13 protein-coding genes are annotated in these 17696 nt (G+C 43.6%); 10 read left to right on the top strand and 3 right to left on the bottom strand.

Translation table 11 applies throughout. The features are described from left to right. The first annotated feature begins 56 nt into the window (after positions 1-56). Together O3621_RS08065 and O3621_RS08060 are read left to right on the top strand one after the other, a co-directional pair. Positions 57-671 (top strand): DUF6287 domain-containing protein, encoded by a 615-nt coding sequence (locus tag O3621_RS08065; protein ID WP_002900765.1) that lies wholly within the window; start codon positions 57-59, stop codon positions 669-671. 77 nt (positions 672-748) lie between these two features. Continuing rightward, entirely contained in the window at positions 749-1054 is a 306-nt protein-coding gene (locus O3621_RS08060; protein ID WP_002900763.1) for a hypothetical protein, read from the top strand. Positions 1055-1112: 58 nt separating this feature from the next. On the opposite strand, the gene nrdF is transcribed toward O3621_RS08060, so the two are convergent. The 3 genes from nrdF to nrdH form a co-directional block, all read right to left on the bottom strand. Then, positions 1113-2072: a class 1b ribonucleoside-diphosphate reductase subunit beta gene (gene nrdF / locus O3621_RS08055; protein ID WP_002910202.1), complete on the bottom strand. Its 960-nt coding sequence runs from the start codon at positions 2070-2072 to the stop codon at positions 1113-1115. Positions 2073-2228: 156 nt separating this feature from the next. Further along, complete coding sequence (nrdE, locus tag O3621_RS08050; protein WP_314448332.1) at positions 2229-4388, bottom strand: class 1b ribonucleoside-diphosphate reductase subunit alpha; 2160 nt, start codon at positions 4386-4388, stop codon at positions 2229-2231. A gap of 162 nt (positions 4389-4550) precedes the next feature. Further along, positions 4551-4769: a glutaredoxin-like protein NrdH gene (gene nrdH, locus O3621_RS08045; protein WP_002897920.1), complete on the bottom strand. Its 219-nt coding sequence runs from the start codon at positions 4767-4769 to the stop codon at positions 4551-4553. A 599-nt stretch (positions 4770-5368) separates the two neighbouring features. On the opposite strand from nrdH, the gene O3621_RS08040 reads away from it, so the two are divergent. The 8 genes from O3621_RS08040 to O3621_RS08005 all read left to right on the top strand — a co-directional run bounded on the left by O3621_RS08040 (position 5369) and on the right by O3621_RS08005 (position 17639). Beyond that, positions 5369-5632 carry a phosphocarrier protein HPr gene (locus O3621_RS08040; RefSeq protein WP_002896017.1) on the top strand — a complete coding sequence of 88 codons (264 nt, stop codon included), beginning with the start codon at positions 5369-5371 and terminating at the stop codon, positions 5630-5632. A 1-nt stretch (position 5633) separates the two neighbouring features. Then, on the top strand, positions 5634-7367 hold the full coding sequence (gene ptsP / locus O3621_RS08035; protein ID WP_002896016.1) for a phosphoenolpyruvate--protein phosphotransferase: 1734 nt from the start codon (positions 5634-5636) through the stop codon (positions 7365-7367). Positions 7368-7602: 235 nt separating this feature from the next. Continuing rightward, positions 7603-9027 carry an NADP-dependent glyceraldehyde-3-phosphate dehydrogenase gene (locus O3621_RS08030; protein WP_048771677.1) on the top strand — a complete coding sequence of 475 codons (1425 nt, stop codon included), beginning with the start codon at positions 7603-7605 and terminating at the stop codon, positions 9025-9027. A 385-nt stretch (positions 9028-9412) separates the two neighbouring features. Continuing rightward, a complete protein-coding gene (gene glgB, locus O3621_RS08025) occupies positions 9413-11323 on the top strand; it encodes a 1,4-alpha-glucan branching protein GlgB (RefSeq protein WP_002897915.1) in 1911 nt (636 codons plus the stop codon). A gap of 6 nt (positions 11324-11329) precedes the next feature. Continuing rightward, a complete protein-coding gene (locus O3621_RS08020) occupies positions 11330-12472 on the top strand; it encodes a glucose-1-phosphate adenylyltransferase (protein ID WP_002904142.1) in 1143 nt (380 codons plus the stop codon). Continuing rightward, complete coding sequence (glgD, locus tag O3621_RS08015; protein WP_002925406.1) at positions 12462-13601, top strand: glucose-1-phosphate adenylyltransferase subunit GlgD; 1140 nt, start codon at positions 12462-12464, stop codon at positions 13599-13601. Before O3621_RS08020 ends, glgD begins: the two co-directional genes overlap by 11 nt. Beyond that, positions 13598-15028 (top strand): glycogen synthase GlgA, encoded by a 1431-nt coding sequence (gene glgA, locus O3621_RS08010; protein WP_371514044.1) that lies wholly within the window; start codon positions 13598-13600, stop codon positions 15026-15028. The genes glgD and glgA overlap by 4 nt, the downstream gene beginning before the upstream one ends. 214 nt (positions 15029-15242) lie before the next feature. Continuing rightward, the gene (locus O3621_RS08005; RefSeq protein WP_314449915.1) at positions 15243-17639 is read left to right on the top strand and encodes a glycogen/starch/alpha-glucan phosphorylase; all 2397 of its coding nucleotides are present in this window, start codon (positions 15243-15245) and stop codon (positions 17637-17639) included. Positions 17640-17696 lie beyond the last annotated feature (57 nt).

Below are 17696 nucleotides of genomic sequence, written 5' to 3'. Positions count from 1 at the left end.
TCAAAATGTTACAATAAGATTACAAAAAGGTATTAATTCATGAGGAGGCCTCTTTTATGAAAAATGCAAAATTAATGTTTCTTGCGACTGCACTCACTTCTTCCATTATCTTGCTTGGTGCTTGCAGTAAACAGCAGGACAAGCAAACATCTCAAAGTAATAGCTCTAGCCAAACAGTTCAAACTTCTAAATCAGATTCTAAGTCTGAAGCGAAAGCTGTTCCATCAGCTAGCCCAGATGAAACTGATGCAGCGTCAGTATCTTCTGAAGCTCAGCCTAAAAATGAAACAAAGTCTGACACGAAAGACCCAGCCACTCCAGCAGCGGGTATCGATGTCAATGCTTTGGCAGCAGGAGATTTTTCGACTGTAGCCGGTACTTGGCAAAATGATTTGGGGGATGCGATAGTATTGAATAATCAAGGGGTCGTTTCTCATACTCTGAATGGAAAAGAATCCAGCGATTATACTTTACTAAAAGGTCAAGTAAGCGATGGTAGTTATGTATCTACTCTTGCTTATACTGCTGGTAGCAGTAGCGCAACCTTTTTAGTAATTCCAGAAGGAGCTGTTTTGCCTGATACTGGAAACGAGAATCCTAAAGCACAGATTCGAGTTGGACAAGATGCTATCACTGCTTCCCAGCATCCGTATTATCGCGTATCTAATTAGTGACTGCATAAGTGGAGTTAGGGATGATGTTCCTAGCTCCACCTTTATTTGGATAAAAAACATGAAGGGAGGAAAAGATGGCTACTTTAATGATGAAAAAAATAGCTGAGGATTTAAATAAGACTAGAGTATTGGATGAAAATGGAGCTTTGGTAGCTTATTATGCCCTTCTGCCAGCTGACTTTTCTGGTGGTGACAGCAAGCTTTATCTTGAAAATCCAACGAGTCAAAGGCGGATGTATAGAATTTATCAAAATATGAAGCCCTTTTTATTTCCTATTGTCCCAGCTCATGACTGTACCGTGATTTATCTAACATCTGATGTTGGAGTTGAGATTACAGTCGCAGAACATCTGGAAGAATATATCTATGATAGTCAATAGATTAATAGTCAGTCAAAGACCCCCTCTTTCCGTATTTTGGAAAGAGGGGGTCTTTGTCTTATAAACCGTAATTATAGTCGTCATCCTGCATGGCTTCAACTTCGCCTAGCAGGTAGCCGTTACCCACTTGGGAGAAGAAGTCATGGTTGGAAGTACCGGTTGAGATACCGTTCATGACGATAGGATTGACATCGTCTGCTGAGTCAGGGAAGAGCGGATCTTGCCCTAGATTCATCAGAGCCTTGTTGGCATTGTAGCGCAGGAAGGTCTTGACTTCTTCAGTCCAGCCGACTGTGTCATAGAGGCTTTCAGTGTAGCCTTCTTCATTTTCATAGAGGGTGTAGAGCAGGTCGTACATCCATTCTTTGAGTTTTTCTTGCTCGTCTTCTGGCAGCTCGTTAAAGGCTAGCTGGAACTTGTAGCCGATATAGGTTCCATGGACAGACTCGTCACGGATAATCAGCTTGATAATTTCAGCAACGTTGGCCAGTTTGTTATTACCCAGATAGTAGAGCGGAGTGAAGAAACCAGAGTAGAAGAGGAAGGTTTCCAAGAAAACGCTGGCTATTTTCTTTTCCAGAGCTGTACCGTTCAGGTAAATCTCATTGATAATCTCAGCTTTCTTTTGCAGGTATGGATTGGTGTTGGTCCAGTCAAAGATTTCATCGATTTCTGACTTGGTGTTGAGCGTAGAAAAGATAGAAGAGTAGGACTTGGCGTGAACGGACTCCATAAATTGGATGTTGTTGAAGACAGCTTCTTCGTGGGCTGTGCGGACATCCTTGCGCAGGGCATCCACACCAGACTCAGACTGGAGGGTATCCAGCAGGGTCAGGCCACCGAAGACCTTGCCGACTAGGTCTTTTTCCTTGTGGGACAGCTTTCTCCAGTCATCCAGGTCATTGGATAAGGGAATCCGCGTATCCAGCCAAAATTGCTCAGTCAGTTTTTCCCAGGTGGACTTATCGATGACATCTTCGATAGCGTTCCAGTTAATGGCTTTGTAGTAAGTTTGCATTCTTTCTCCTTTAGTAGATGGTACGACCTGATGGGGTATCAGCTATCACTTCTTGGATACTACCCCAATACTCCACGATTTTACCTTCCTGTCCATAATGAGGAAAGTAAAATTATGACATGGTCGAATTTCCTTTTCTTTTTCTAAAATCTCTTGCTAGATGACACAGCTTTCACAATGGTTGGCACCTACTTCGCCCCCATCATCAGTGAAGGTGCGGACGTAGTAGATGGACTTGATACCCTTGTTGAAGGCATAGTTACGCAGGATAGAAAGGTCGCGGGTTGTTTGCTTGCTTTCTTTTTTCCATTCGTAGAGGCCTTTAGGAATATCGCTGCGCATAAAGAGAGTCAGGGAAAGACCTTGGTCCACGTGCTCAGTTGCGGCTGCATAGACATCGATAACCTTTCGCATGTCCATGTCATAGGCACTGGTGTAGTAAGGAATAGTCTCAGTTGACAGACCAGCAGCAGGATAGTAGATCTTACCGATTTTCTTTTCTTGACGTTCTTCGATTCGCTGAGTAATTGGATGGATTGAAGCAGAAACATCATTGATGTAGCTGATAGAGCCATTTGGCGCAACGGCCAGGCGGTTTTGGTGGTAGAGACCATCAGCCTTGACCTTGTCGCGCAACTCTGCCCAATCTTCTGCAGACGGGATAAAGATACCTGCGAAGAGTTCTTTGACACGGTCAGACTTAGGTACAAATTCACCCGTCAGGTATTTGTCAAAGTAAGTGCCATTAGCATAGTCAGATTTTTCAAAGTTATGGAAGGTCACACCGCGCTCGCGAGCGATATTATTAGACTCAACCAAGGTCCAGTAGTTCATGAGCATAAAGTAGATGCTGGTGAACTCTACAGCTTCCGCTGATCCATAGTCAATCAACTGCTGTGCTAAGTAGCTGTGCAGTCCCATAGCTCCCAGACCAAAGGTATGTGCCAGACTGTTACCATTGTCGATAGATGGCACAGCTGTGATGTGTGAGCTGTCTGTGACAAAGGTCAGGGCGCGTGTCATAGTCCGGATGGATTTTCCAAAGTCGGGCGAAGTCATCATGTTGACAACGTTGGTAGAGCCTAAGTTACATGACACATCTGTTCCCAAGTGGAGATACTCTTGCGCATCATTCAAAAGGCTAGGCTCTTGTACCTGCAGGATTTCAGAGCAAAGGTTACTCATGACGATTTTACCGTCAATTGGATTTGAACGATTGGCCGTATCAATGTTTACGACATAAGGATAGCCAGATTCTTGTTGGAGTTTAGAGATTTCTGTTTCCAAATCACGGGCCTTGATTTTGGTCTTAGTGATATTTGGATTAGCGACCAACTCATCGTATTTTTCAGTGATATCAAGGTAGGCAAATGGCACACCGTACTCACGTTCAACAGAATACGGGCTGAAGAGGTACATTTCTTCATTTTTACGCGCCAACTCGTAGAACTTATCTGGAATGACGACACCGAGTGAGAGGGTTTTAACCCGAACTTTTTCGTCAGCATTTTCTTTCTTAGTAGAAAGGAAGGCGATGATATCTGGGTGGAAGACATTGAGGTAAACAACCCCAGCTCCCTGACGTTGGCCCAGCTGGTTAGAGTAGGAGAAGCTGTCCTCAAAGAGTTTCATAACAGGCACAACGCCAGATGCAGCTCCTTCATAACCCTTGATAGGTGCTCCAGCTTCCCGCAGATTGCTGAGGGAAATACCGACCCCGCCTCCGATACGAGACAATTGCAGGGCAGAGTTGATGGAGCGGCCGATTGAGTTCATATCATCGGTTACTTGGATGAGGAAGCAGGACACCAATTCGCCGCGACGAGCCCGACCAGCGTTAAGGAAGCTTGGTGTCGCCGGTTGATAGCGCTGGTGGATGATTTCATTAGCAATATCCTTGGCAATAGCTTCATCTCCGTTGGCAAAGTAGAGGGCGTTGAAGAGTACCCGATCTTCCATGCTTTCCAGATAGTATTCACCATCATTGGTCTTCAGTGCATACTGGTTGTAGAACTTATAAGCAGCCATGAAAGATTTAAACTTGAAATCTTGAGCATGGATAAAAGCAGTCAGCTCCTCGATGTATTCCGGAGAGTAGAGCTGGATAAATTCCTTCTCCAAATAGTTTTCTTCTATTAAATATTCAATCTTTTCTGTAATAGAAGAAAATTGCTTGGTGTTCGGCTCAACGTTTTCTTTAAAAAAAGCTTTTAAGGCTTCTTGATCTTTATGAAGCATAATCTGACCATTAACTGGACGGTTGATTTCGTTGTTGAGTCGGAAGTATGTCACATCCTCTAAATGTTTGAGTCCCATGTTTTTCCTTTTCTATATAAGTAATGATTATTTAGCTGGCAGAAAAAGTTCCGCCTTACAAAAGAAACGGCTCCTATGAGCATAGGAGCTGCAGTTTGCCCTGATAATCTGTCTTTTAGTTTATCTCCCGATCAAGGCGCGCTGCCCTCAAAATAAACTACATTAAGACAGTTTTTTCAATTTACCAGGTTGGAAACCAGAAAATGCCTCAGTTGCTGTCTGAATCACAGGAGCAGCATTGAAACCAAGATCTTTGACATGGTCAATGAATTCTGGCTGTTCATCCAAGTTGATTTCGCGGTATTCTACATGATTAGTATCTAAGAAGCGCTTGGTCATTTTGCACTGAACGCAGTTGTTTTTTGAGTAAATAGTTACCATTAAAAATTCCTCTAAACTTTCGTTTTTTCTTTTAAATAATACGAAACTAGTATATCTAAAAGAAAATAGAATGTCAATAGTTTTGAACTAAATATTGTGTGATATTTTGTTATAGGATAGATTACAATACAATATATAGTGTTTGTATAAGCGGTGAAAAGAAGTGAAAAATTGCAGAAAAGGAGCAAAATGCTGATGCAGCAATGCTTAAACAAGTCTTAAAACTTTAGACAAATGACTGGTGGCTTTTCCTCTCAAAAACCAAAATCCAATATCTTGTGTTACAGAATTTAGGTAATCACTAGCAGGAGTGGAGGGAGGAGTTTATATTCTTAATTTATGGAAATTAACTACTATAAAAATAAGAAATTTATGATTAAAAACTTAGTGGAAGCCATTTTTGAATAAAGCTTGGGGAATGTGGGATTTAGCTCGAAAATTCTCTCTTCAATATAATAAGAAGAGTTTTCATTTCCTAAGAAATATTTTGTAAGCGGGCTATAAAATTCTTGAAAAAGATTTCAAAAGGTGATATAATATCAACTTGTAAGGGTTATCACAATAACTCAAAAAGAATTATTTAAAAGGAGAGTCTAACTATGGCTTCTAAAGATTTCCACATTGTAGCAGAAACAGGTATTCACGCACGTCCAGCAACTTTGTTGGTTCAAACTGCTAGCAAATTCGCTTCAGACATTACGCTTGAATACAAAGGTAAATCAGTAAACTTGAAATCTATCATGGGTGTTATGAGTCTCGGTGTTGGCCAAGGAGCTGATGTTAAGATCTCAGCTGAAGGTGCAGATGCAGACGATGCTATCGCTGCAATCTCTGAAACAATGGAAAAAGAAGGATTGGCTTAATATGACAGAAATGCTTAAAGGAATTGCAGCATCTGACGGTGTTGCCGTTGCTAAGGCATATCTATTAGTTCAACCGGATTTATCATTTGAGACTGTTTCAGTCGAAGATACGAATGCAGAAGAGGCTCGTTTGGATGCAGCTCTTGAAGCTTCACAGAACGAGCTTTCTGTTATCCGTGAGAAAGCAGTAGATAGCCTTGGTGAGGAAGCCGCTCAGGTGTTTGACGCTCACTTAATGGTACTTGCTGACCCTGAAATGGTTGGGCAAATCAAAGAAACAATCCGTGCGAAAAAGACCAATGCAGAAGCTGGTCTGAAAGAAGTAACGGACATGTTTATCACTCTCTTTGAAAACATGGACGACAATCCATATATGCAGGAACGTGCAGCAGATATCCGCGACGTGACAAAACGTGTTCTTGCTAACCTTCTGGGCAAGAAATTGCCAAACCCAGCGTCTATCAATGAAGAATCAGTTGTGATTGCTCATGACTTGACTCCTTCTGATACAGCACAGCTGGATAAGAAATTTGTTAAAGCTTTTGTAACTAATATCGGCGGCCGTACAAGCCACTCTGCTATCATGGCACGTACGCTTGAAATCGCAGCAGTATTGGGAACTAATAACATTACTGAGCTTGTAAAAGACGGCGATGTGATTGCAGCTAACGGTATCACTGGTGAAGTGATTATCAACCCAACTGAAGAGCAAATCGCAGCATTTAAAGCAGCTGGTGAGGCTTATGCTAAGCAAAAAGCTGAATGGGAATTGCTTAAAGATGCTCAGACTGTGACTGCAGATGGCAAGCACTTCGAATTGGCAGCTAATATCGGTACACCAAAAGACGTTGAAGGTGTCAATGCTAACGGTGCAGAAGCAGTTGGTCTTTACCGGACTGAGTTCCTTTATATGGACTCTCAAGACTTCCCGACAGAAGATGAGCAGTATGAAGCATACAAGGCTGTGCTTGAAGGCATGAATGGAAAACCAGTTGTTGTTCGTACGATGGACATTGGTGGAGATAAGGAACTTCCTTATTTCGATATGCCACATGAAATGAATCCATTCCTTGGTTTCCGTGCTTTGCGTATCTCTATCTCTGAAACTGGCGATGCTATGTTCCGTACACAAATCCGCGCACTCTTGCGCGCTTCTGTACACGGACAATTGCGTATCATGTTCCCAATGGTAGCCCTTCTGACAGAATTCCGCAAAGCTAAAGCGGTTTATGACGAAGAAAAAGCTAAGCTGCAAGCTGAAGGCGTTGCAGTAGCAGACAATATCCAAGTGGGTATCATGATTGAAATCCCAGCAGCAGCTATGTTGGCGGATCAATTTGCCAAGGAAGTTGACTTCTTCTCTATCGGTACCAACGACTTGATCCAGTACACTATGGCAGCTGACCGGATGAATGAGCAAGTCTCTTACCTCTATCAACCTTACAACCCATCTATCCTTCGCTTGATTAACAATGTTATCAAGGCAGCTCATGCTGAAGGCAAGTGGGCAGGTATGTGTGGAGAAATGGCCGGTGACCAAACAGCGGTGCCATTGCTCGTAGGTATGGGCTTGGATGAATTCTCTATGAGTGCGACTTCAGTTCTTCGGACTCGTAGCCTCATGAAGAAGCTGGATACGAAGAAGATGGAAGAACTGGCTCAGCGTGCACTGACTGAATGTGCAACAATGGAAGAAGTTCTTGAACTTGAAAAAGAATATCTAGACTTCGATTAATCTGAAAAATTAAGATCAGGGAGATTTTCCTGGTCTTTTTTAGTTTTCTTCAAGGGAATAGTGAAGTTTGTGAAGAAAGTTGAAATCAAAGAAAACAGAAAATAAGCAGATCTAATATGAACAAACTTAGATAATCTATCTTAATTGTGAAAAAATTCTTTAAATTTATAACTTTTGGTTGAAATTTTCAGAAAATTTGGTAAAATAATATTTAATAACATTTTGGAGGGGACAAGTGACACAATATAAAAACTATATAAATGGAGAGTGGAAAGTTTCTGAAAATGAAATTACCATCTCATCTCCTATCAACAATGAGATTTTAGGAACTGTGCCTGCCATGACTCAGGCAGAGGTTGACTATGCGATGGAGAGCGCTCGTGCGGCTTTGCCAGCTTGGCGAGCTCTTTCAGCAGTTGAGCGTGCAGCTTATTTGCATAAGGTTGCGGATATTTTGGAGCGCGATCAGGAGAAGATTGGCGAAATTCTTGCAAAAGAAGTTGCCAAGGGGATCAAAGCGGCAGTCGGAGAGGTAGTCCGGACAGCAGACTTGATTCGCTATGCGGCTGAAGAGGGCATTCGTATTCACGGTCAGGTTATGGAAGGCGGCGGCTTTGAAGCTGCCAGCAAGAAAAAATTGGCTGTGGTTCGTCGTGAGCCTGTAGGAGTTGTACTAGCCATTGCGCCATTTAACTACCCAGTCAACTTGTCTGGTTCTAAGATTGCTCCTGCCCTTATCGGCGGAAACGTCGTGATGTTTAAGCCACCTACTCAAGGTTCAATCTCTGGTCTGCTCTTGGCTCAGGCTTTTGCTGAGGCTGGTCTGCCTGCTGGTGTTTTCAATACCATCACTGGTCGCGGTTCAGAAATCGGGGATTACATCATTGAGCATAAGGAAGTAAACTACATTAACTTTACTGGCTCTACTCCAATCGGTGAACGCATCGGTAAGTTGGCTGGTATGCGTCCAATTATGCTAGAATTGGGTGGTAAGGATGCTGCAGTTGTACTGGAAGATGCTGACTTGGAGCATGCAGCTAAGCAAATTGTTGGCGGGGCATACAGTTATTCCGGTCAGCGCTGTACGGCTATTAAACGTGTCATTGTCATGGAGAGCGTAGCAGATAAATTAGCGGCGCTGATTAAGGCAGAGGTAGAGAAACTGACGGTTGGTGATCCCTTTGATAATGCGGATATCACACCAGTCATTGATAATGCATCAGCAGATTTCATCTGGGGCTTGATTGAAGATGCTCAAGAAAAAGGAGCGTCAGCCTTGACAGAAATCAAACGTGAAGCAAATCTCATCTGGCCTGCCTTGTTTGACCATGTGACACTGGATATGAAATTAGCTTGGGAAGAGCCATTTGGTCCTGTTCTTCCGATTATTCGTGTGACTTCCGTTGAAGAGGCTATTCAGATCTGTAACCAGTCAGAGTTTGGTCTTCAATCTTCAGTCTTTACAAATGATTTCCCTAAAGCATTTGAAATTGCTGAGAAACTGGAAGTGGGTACTGTACACATCAATAATAAGACCCAACGTGGTCCAGATAACTTCCCATTCCTTGGTGTTAAGGGATCTGGAGCAGGAGTGCAAGGGATTCGTTACAGTATCGAAGCGATGACACAAGTGAAATCCATCGTGTTTGATGTGAAATAATGAGAAAGGCGGCTTTGTGCGGTCTTTTTTCTTACCTTGATGAACTTGTAAATCTAATAAGATTACATCATGATTTTAAAAGAATTAATCATTTATATGTTTAATTGCTTATTATTTTAAAATGTAAATTTACATATTGGTCTATATCTTTATGAAAATTTTCATCTTTTTCTTGTTTTGGATAGCTCCTATATTTAGTGAAAAAGGAATTAAAACATATCGAGAGACACAAAATGCAGTGTTTTCTCTCTCATTTATTACTAATTTCAGCTAATGTTCGGTTTTAGTAATTTTCCGTAAGGATATTTGAAATTTACTTGAAAAAGAGATAAAAATAATGTAGAATAGTATTATAGAAAACGCTTACAAATAGAAAGGTGATTGCATGGATAAGAACGAAGCATTAAGAACCTTTACAACAGGTGAAAACTTTCATTTACAGCATTATCTAGGGGCGCATCAGGATGAAGTGGACGGCAAGTCTGGCTATTCTTTCCGAGTTTGGGCGCCTAATGCTCAGAGTGTCCATTTGATTGGAGATTTCACCAATTGGTATGAAGAGCAGATCCCTATGGTCCGAAATGAAGCGGGTGTTTGGGAAGTCTTCACAGAGCTGCCTAAGGAAGGAGATATTTACAAGTACAATATCAAGCGCAGCAGCGGTCAGGAAATTTTGAAAATTGATCCGTTGGCTATTTATCTGGAAGAACGTCCGGGAACGGGAGCGGTTATTCGCACCATTCCCGAGAAGAAGTGGAAAGACGGTCTTTGGCTGGCACGCCGGAAGCGTTGGGGCTTCTTCTCTCGGCCGGTCAATATCTATGAAGTGCATGCCGGATCGTGGAAACGCAATGAAGACGGCAGTCCTTATAGCTTTGCCCAGTTAAAAGAAGACTTGATTCCTTATCTGGTGGAAATGAACTACACACATGTGGAATTCATGCCGCTTATGGCTCATCCGCTGGGACTTAGCTGGGGCTATCAGCTTATGGGCTACTTCGCCTTCGAGCACACCTACGGGACGCCTGAGCAATTTCAGGACTTTGTCGAAGAATGTCACTTGAACAATATCGGGGTCATTGTGGACTGGGTGCCAGGTCACTTCACTATTAATGATGATGCTCTGGCCTACTATGATGGGACACCGACTTTCGAGTATCAGGATCACGACCGGGCTCATAACTATGGCTGGGGAGCTCTCAACTTTGATTTGGGCAAGAATCAAGTTCAGTCTTTCTTGATTTCCAGTATTAAATTCTGGATTGATTTCTATCATTTGGATGGGATTCGGGTTGATGCGGTCAGCAATATGCTCTATCTGGACTATGACAGCGGTCCATGGCAGCCAAATAAAGATGGCGGTAATCGCAACTATGAAGGTTATTACTTCCTGCAGCGCCTCAATACGGTTATCAAATTAGCTCATCCTGATGTCATGATGATTGCAGAGGAAAGCTCCTCAGAAACCAAGATTACTGGTATGAGAGAGTTGGGTGGTCTTGGATTTGACTACAAGTGGAATATGGGCTGGATGAATGATATCCTTCGTTTCTACGAAGAAGATCCGATTTATCGTAAGTACGATTTTAATCTAGTGACCTTTAGCTTTATGTACGCTTTCTCTGAAAACTTCCTCCTGCCATTCTCGCACGACGAAGTGGTTCACGGTAAGAAGAGTCTCATGCACAAGATGTGGGGTGACCGTTACAATCAATTTGCAGGGCTCCGCAACTTGCTGACTTACCAAATCTGTCATCCGGGTAAGAAATTGCTCTTTATGGGATCAGAATTTGGTCAGTTCCTAGAATGGAAGTCGGAAGAGCAGCTAGAATGGTCTAATCTGGACGATCAGATGAACAAGAAGATGCAGGGCTTCACTGCTGCACTCAATGCCTTCTATAAAGACAATCGTCCGCTTTGGGAAATTGATTTGAGCTACGATGGCATCGAAATCATTGATGCGGATAATACCGATCAAAGTGTCCTCTCCTTCATCCGTAAGACGGAAAAAGGAGATATGTTAGTTTGTGTATTCAATATGGCGCCGGTAGAGCGGAAGAACTTTACCATTGGTGTTCCAGTGGAAGCCATTTATGAAGAAGTATGGAACACTGAATTAGAAGAATGGGGAGGTGTTTGGAAGGAACATAACGAAACAGTTCAGTCTCAAGAAGGACTTTGGAAAGATTATCCACAGACCTTGACCTTTACCTTGCCGGCTCTTGGGGCCAGCATCTGGAAGATCAAGCGTCGGATTGCTCGCAAAAATGTTAAAAAAGATTCCACAAAGGAGTAGTAGTCTATGAAGAATGAAATGCTAGCTTTGATTCTTGCCGGCGGGCAAGGAACTCGTCTTGGAAAGCTCACACAGAGTATCGCAAAACCTGCGGTACAGTTTGGCGGTCGCTATCGTATTATTGACTTCGCCTTGTCTAACTGTGCCAACTCCGGTATTCACAATGTCGGTGTCATTACTCAATACCAACCACTAGCTCTGAACAGTCATATCGGAAATGGTTCTAGCTGGGGTCTCGATGGTATAAACTCAGGCGTGTCCATTCTTCAGCCTTATTCTGCGAGCGAAGGAAATCGTTGGTTTGAAGGTACCAGCCATGCGATTTATCAAAATATCGACTATATCGACAGCATCAATCCTGAGTATGTCCTGATTTTGTCTGGGGACCATATCTATAAGATGGACTATGATGACATGCTTCAATCTCACAAGGACAACAATGCCAGCTTGACAGTTGCCGTTCTGGATGTGCCTCTCAAAGAAGCCAGCCGTTTTGGTATCATGAATACAGATGCTAATAATCGGATTGTTGAATTTGAAGAAAAACCAGAAAATCCTAAGTCCACCAAGGCTTCTATGGGGATTTATATCTTTGACTGGCAGCGTCTGCGTAATATGCTGGTAGCTGCTGAGAAGAGTAATGTGGATATGTCTGACTTTGGTAAGAATGTTATCCCTAACTATCTTGAATCTGGTGAAAGCGTTTATGCTTATGACTTTGCAGGCTATTGGAAAGACGTTGGTACAGTAGAGTCTCTCTGGGAAGCCAACATGGAATACATCAGCCCAGAAAATGCTCTAGACAGCCGCAATCGTCGCTGGAAGATTTATTCTCGCAACTTGATTTCTCCGCCAAACTTTATCAGTGAAAATTCCCATGTAGAAGATTCGCTGGTCGTTGATGGATGTTTCGTTGACGGTACAGTAAAACACTCTATTCTTTCTACTGGTGCTCAAGTTAAAAAGGGCGCAGTTATTGAAGACTCTGTCATCATGAGTGGAGCTGTTATTGGCAAAGACGCTAAGATTAAGCGGGCCATTATCGGCGAAGGTGCTATCATCTCTGATGGTGTAGAGATTGATGGTACAGAGGAAGTATATGTTGTCGGATACAACGAGAAAGTGGGGGTACCAAAAGATGAAGATTGATAAATACTCAGCAATTTTAGGAAACACAGTCGGCTTCCATGATATGTCAACTCTGACAAATCATCGTCCAGTAGCCAGCTTGCCATTCGGTGGGAAATACCGCTTGATTGACTTCCCGCTTTCAAGTCTTGCCAATGCTGGTATCCGCAGTGTCTTTGGTATCTTCCAGCAGGACAATATCAGCTCTGTCTTTGACCACATTCGTTCTGGCCGTGAGTGGGGTCTGTCTACTTTGCTTAGCCACTATTACTTGGGAATCTACAATACCCGTGTTGAAAGCTCTACAGTCGGTGAGGAATACTATGATCAGCTTTTGACCTACCTGAAACGCTCTGGTTCCAACCAAACGGTCGCTCTTAACTGCGATATCTTGGTCAATATTGACCTCAATCAAGTTTTCCATTTGCACAATACAACAGAACAGCCGATTACAGTTGTCTACAAGAAATTGCATAAGGAAAATATCTCAGATGTAAATGCTGTCCTAGATATTGATGAGACAGACCATGTCAGAGGGCATAAACTCTTTGATGGTCGAGAAGATGCTGAGCTCTTTAATATGTCTACAGACATCTTTGTGGTGGATACTCCATGGCTGATTGAAAAGCTGGAAGAAGAAGCCAAGAAAGAGCATCCACAAAAACTGCGCTATGTTCTGCGTGATTTAGCGACTCAGGAAGGGGCATTTGCCTACGAATATACAGGCTATCTGGCGAATATCTATTCTGTAGAGACCTACTACAGATCCAATATCGATATGCTTGAAAGTAAGAAATTCTACTCTCTCTTCAGTCCGAACCAAAAGATTTACACCAAGGTTAAGAATGAAGAGCCAACTTACTATGCTGAGTCTTCAAAAGTATCTCGCTCCCAGTTTGCGTCAGGAAGCATTGTGGAAGGTGAGGTCATCGATTCTGTGATTTCACGGAATACCAAGATTAAGACTGGAAGCAGTGTCAAACACAGTGTTCTCTTCCCTCGAGTGAAAGTTGGAGAAAATGCAACTGTCGAGTACGCGATTGTGGACAAGGGTGTTGAAATTGGCGAAGGAGTGGTGATTCGCGGAACTGCGGAAGATCCAATCGTAGTCAAGAAGGGCCAAAAAGTTACAGAGGACATAATTCGATGAAGATTTTATTTGCAGCAGCAGAAGGAGCCCCATTTTCTAAGACAGGTGGTTTGGGAGACGTTATCGGCGCTCTCCCCAAATCACTGGTCAAGGCTGGCCATGAAGTTGGTGTCATTCTGCCTTACTATGACATGACTGATGCCAAATTTGGCGATCAGGTGGAAGACCTTTTCTACTTTGAAGTCAGTGTTGGCTGGCGTCGCCAATACGTTGGGGTCAAGCGACTGGTCTTGAATGGTGTGTCCTTCTATTTTATTGACAATCAGCATTATTTCTTCCGCGGCCATGTTTACGGGGACTTTGATGACGGTGAGCGCTTTGCTTACTTCCAGTTAGCAGCCGTAGAGTTGATGGAGCGGATTGATTTCATTCCAGATGTTCTGCATGTTCACGATTATCATACAGCTATGATTCCTTTCTTGGTTAAGGAAAAATACCATTGGATTCAAGCATATCAGAATATCAAAACCGTCTTGACCATCCATAATCTGGAGTTCCAAGGTCAATTCCCTGACAGCATGCTTTGGGAATTGTTTGGAGTGGGCTATGAGCGCTATGCGGACGGAACTCTGCGTTGGAATGACTGTCTCAACTGGATGAAGGCGGGCATTCTCTATGCGGACCGAGTGACAACTGTATCACCAAGCTATGCAGGTGAAATCCGTACACCAGAATTTGGCTGTAATTTGGATCAAATTCTGCGGATGGAATCGGGTAAGCTGGTCGGAATTGTCAACGGTATAGATACAGATATCTATAATCCAGAAACGGATCCGCTCTTAGCCCATCACTTTGACAAATCTGACTTATCTGGTAAACTAGAAAACAAGCGAGCTTTGCAAGAGCGAGTTGGTCTGCCTGTGCGTGATGATGTGCCGGTTGTTGGGATTGTTTCTCGTCTGACCCGTCAGAAAGGCTTTGATTTGGTAGTGGAAGAGCTGCACAATCTCCTCCAGGAAGATGTGCAGATTATCCTCTTGGGAACAGGCGATCCAGCTTTTGAGCAGGCTTTCGCTTGGTTTGGTCATGCCTATCCTAATAAGCTTTCAGCTAACATCCTCTTTGATGTGAACTTGGCTCAGGAGATTTATGCAGCCAGCGATATTTTCCTCATGCCAAGCCGCTTCGAGCCTTGTGGTCTGTCACAAATGATGGCTATGCGCTACGGAACCTTGCCTTTGGTGCATGAAGTGGGCGGTCTGCGTGATACCGTCGAGCCTTACAATGTCTATACAGGACAGGGAACTGGCTTTAGCTTCAATAACTTTTCTGGCTACTGGCTGACTTGGACCTTCAAGGAAGCACTCAAGCTTTATGCCGATGACAAGGAAGCTTGGAAATCTCTGCAAGAGCAGGCGATGGAGAGAGACTTCTCTTGGGATACAGCCAGCAAGGCTTACAGTGATTTATATCAATCACTGCTGTAACATTTACTTTGGAATCAGTATAAGAAAATCCTCTCTTGCCCGATGGACAAGGGAGGATTTCCGTGAGAATTACATTTTTATATATTATCATACTGTATTGGAGCCCTGTTTGCAGCTTGTGGCTGAAGCGAGCGCTTCCCATCTTGATTGAAAAAAGTATTCCTGCGTTTAAAAACTGTTTCCCGCTATTAAGAAAGGGAGATAACCACCCACCATGGAACTGAAAAAAGAACGTTTTATTAGAGATTTTAAGGACATGCTGCACGAGCGGACGCTGATTAAGGTTGCTGATGCGACTTCAGTGGAGCTTTTTCAGGCTCTGGCCAGCACTGTCCGTAAGTATATCACGCCCCTGTGGCTGGAGCGCCGCAATCACTTGATTGAGCAGCAGCAAAAGACAGCTTATTACTTTTCTATCGAGTTTCTTCCAGGACGCATGCTGGAAACCAATCTGCTCAACTTAGGTATCCTCGATACGGTCAAGGAAGGCTTTGCTGATTTGGGTGTTGACTTTGAGGATGTTAAGAATGCTGAGTATGACATGGCCTTGGGCAATGGCGGTCTGGGCCGCTTGGCGGCTGCCTTTATGGACTCGCTGGCAACCACTGGCTATCCTGGTTTTGGAAATGGGATTCGCTATCGCTATGGTCTCTTTAAGCAACGCATCGTAGATGGCTATCAGGTAGAAATTCCTGATGATTGGTTTGGCAGTCTGGGCAATGTCTGGGAAACCCGTAAGGACCATGATATTGTTGATGTTAAAATCTTCGGAAATGTTTCCCTACATGCTAATGAAAAAGGCCGGATTGTGCCTCTTTATGAGAATTCCAAAATCCTGCGGGCGGTTCCTTATGATGTGCCGCAGATTGGCTTTGGCAATGATAATGTCAACAATCTCCGTCTTTGGGATGTTGAAATCCCAGAAGAGCATGAACTGGATTATCCGACCATTGAAGCTCGTCGCCGGGTGCAAGACATTACTGCCATTCTCTATCCAGACGACTCTAGCTACGAAGGAAAAGAGCTGCGCTTGATCCAGGAATACTTTATGACCAGTGCAGGTCTGCAGACCATTATCAAATCCTACCTCAAGCAAGGTCGCCCGCTCAAGGATATTCATGAGAAGGTCTCTGTCCATATCAACGATACCCACCCAGCGGTTGCACCGGCTGAGTTTATGCGTCTCTTGATGGATGAGTACGATTTGGAATGGGCAGATGCTTGGAATGCTACGGTTAAAACCATGAGCTATACCAACCATACCATCTTGTCTGAAGCCTTGGAAAAATGGGATGCGGAGCTCTTTAAGAATGTCCTGCCGCGGGTTTATCAGATTATCCTAGAAATCGACAACCGCTATGTGGCTGAAATGGCTGGACGCAGCCTTGATCCACAAGTCATCGAAAACACTCGGATCGTCAAGGACAATCAAATCCACATGGCCCACTTGGCTATCATTGGCGGTCATTCAATCAATGGTGTTGCCAAACTCCACACCGAACTGCTCAAAGAAGACACCTTGCGTGATTTCTACAGCATTTACCCAGAGAAGTTTAATAACAAAACCAACGGGATTATCCAGCGCCGCTGGCTGCAGATTGCGGATGAGCCTTTATCGGCTGAGATTGATAAGCTGATTGGTCAGGGTTGGAGAAGTGATATCCATGAGCTGCGCAAGCTTTTGGAATTCAAGGATGATCAGCAAGTGCTGGGCGATTTTTATCGAGTGAAGCAAGAAGCCAAGGCTCGTCTGGCTGACTTCATCAAGGAATCAACAGGAGTAGAAGTCTCTACAGAAGCTATCTTTGATGTGCAGGTGAAACGCCTCCACGCCTACAAGCGTCAGCTGCTCAACCTGCTTCATATCATCAAGCTCTACTCGGACCTCAAGGACAATCCAGACAAGGATATGGTGCCACGTGTCTTTATTTTCGGTGCCAAGGCTGCTCCGGGCTACCACTTTGCCAAGTCTGTTATCAAGCTGATCAATGAAGTGGCCAATCTGGTCAACAAGGATGAAAGCCTGCAAGGCAAACTCAAGGTTGTTTTCCTAGAAAACTACCGGGTCAGCCTGGCTGAGCTCATCATTCCAGCAGCAGATGTGTCTGAGCAGATTTCTCTGGCTTCCAAGGAAGCTTCTGGTACTTCCAATATGAAGTTCATGATGACAGGTGCCATTACCTTGGCTACTCTGGACGGAGCCAATATCGAAATCAAGGACGAGGTCGGTGACGACAACATTGTCATCTTCGGGATGGACAAGGACCAAGTTTATGAGCATTATGCCCGCCATGATTACTACTCACGCGGTGTCTATGAAAGCAATCCAGATATTCGCCGAGTGGTCGATACTTTTGTCAACGGCACTATTCCAAACGTCCGTGAAGAAGGCTCTGAAATCTACGAAGCCCTCATCACCCACAATGATGAATACTTCCTCTTGGAAGACTTTCATGCCTATGTGGAAGCTCAAGAGAAGATTGATGCTCTCTATCGTGACAAAGAAAAATGGGCTCGCATGAGCTTGATTAACATTGCTACATCAGACAAGTTTACTTCAGATGATACCATTGAACAATATGCCAAGGAAATCTGGAATTTGGAGAAATAATACTCTTCAGAAAACATGAATACTGAGAGATTGGGGCCTGGGTCTCAGTCTCTTTTA

Source organism: Streptococcus sp. 20925_1_22, from assembly GCF_041431685.1.
Taxonomy (GTDB): domain Bacteria; phylum Bacillota; class Bacilli; order Lactobacillales; family Streptococcaceae; genus Streptococcus.
Note: the sequence above shows the minus strand (reverse complement) of the source record. Positions and strands in the feature narration are given on the sequence as shown.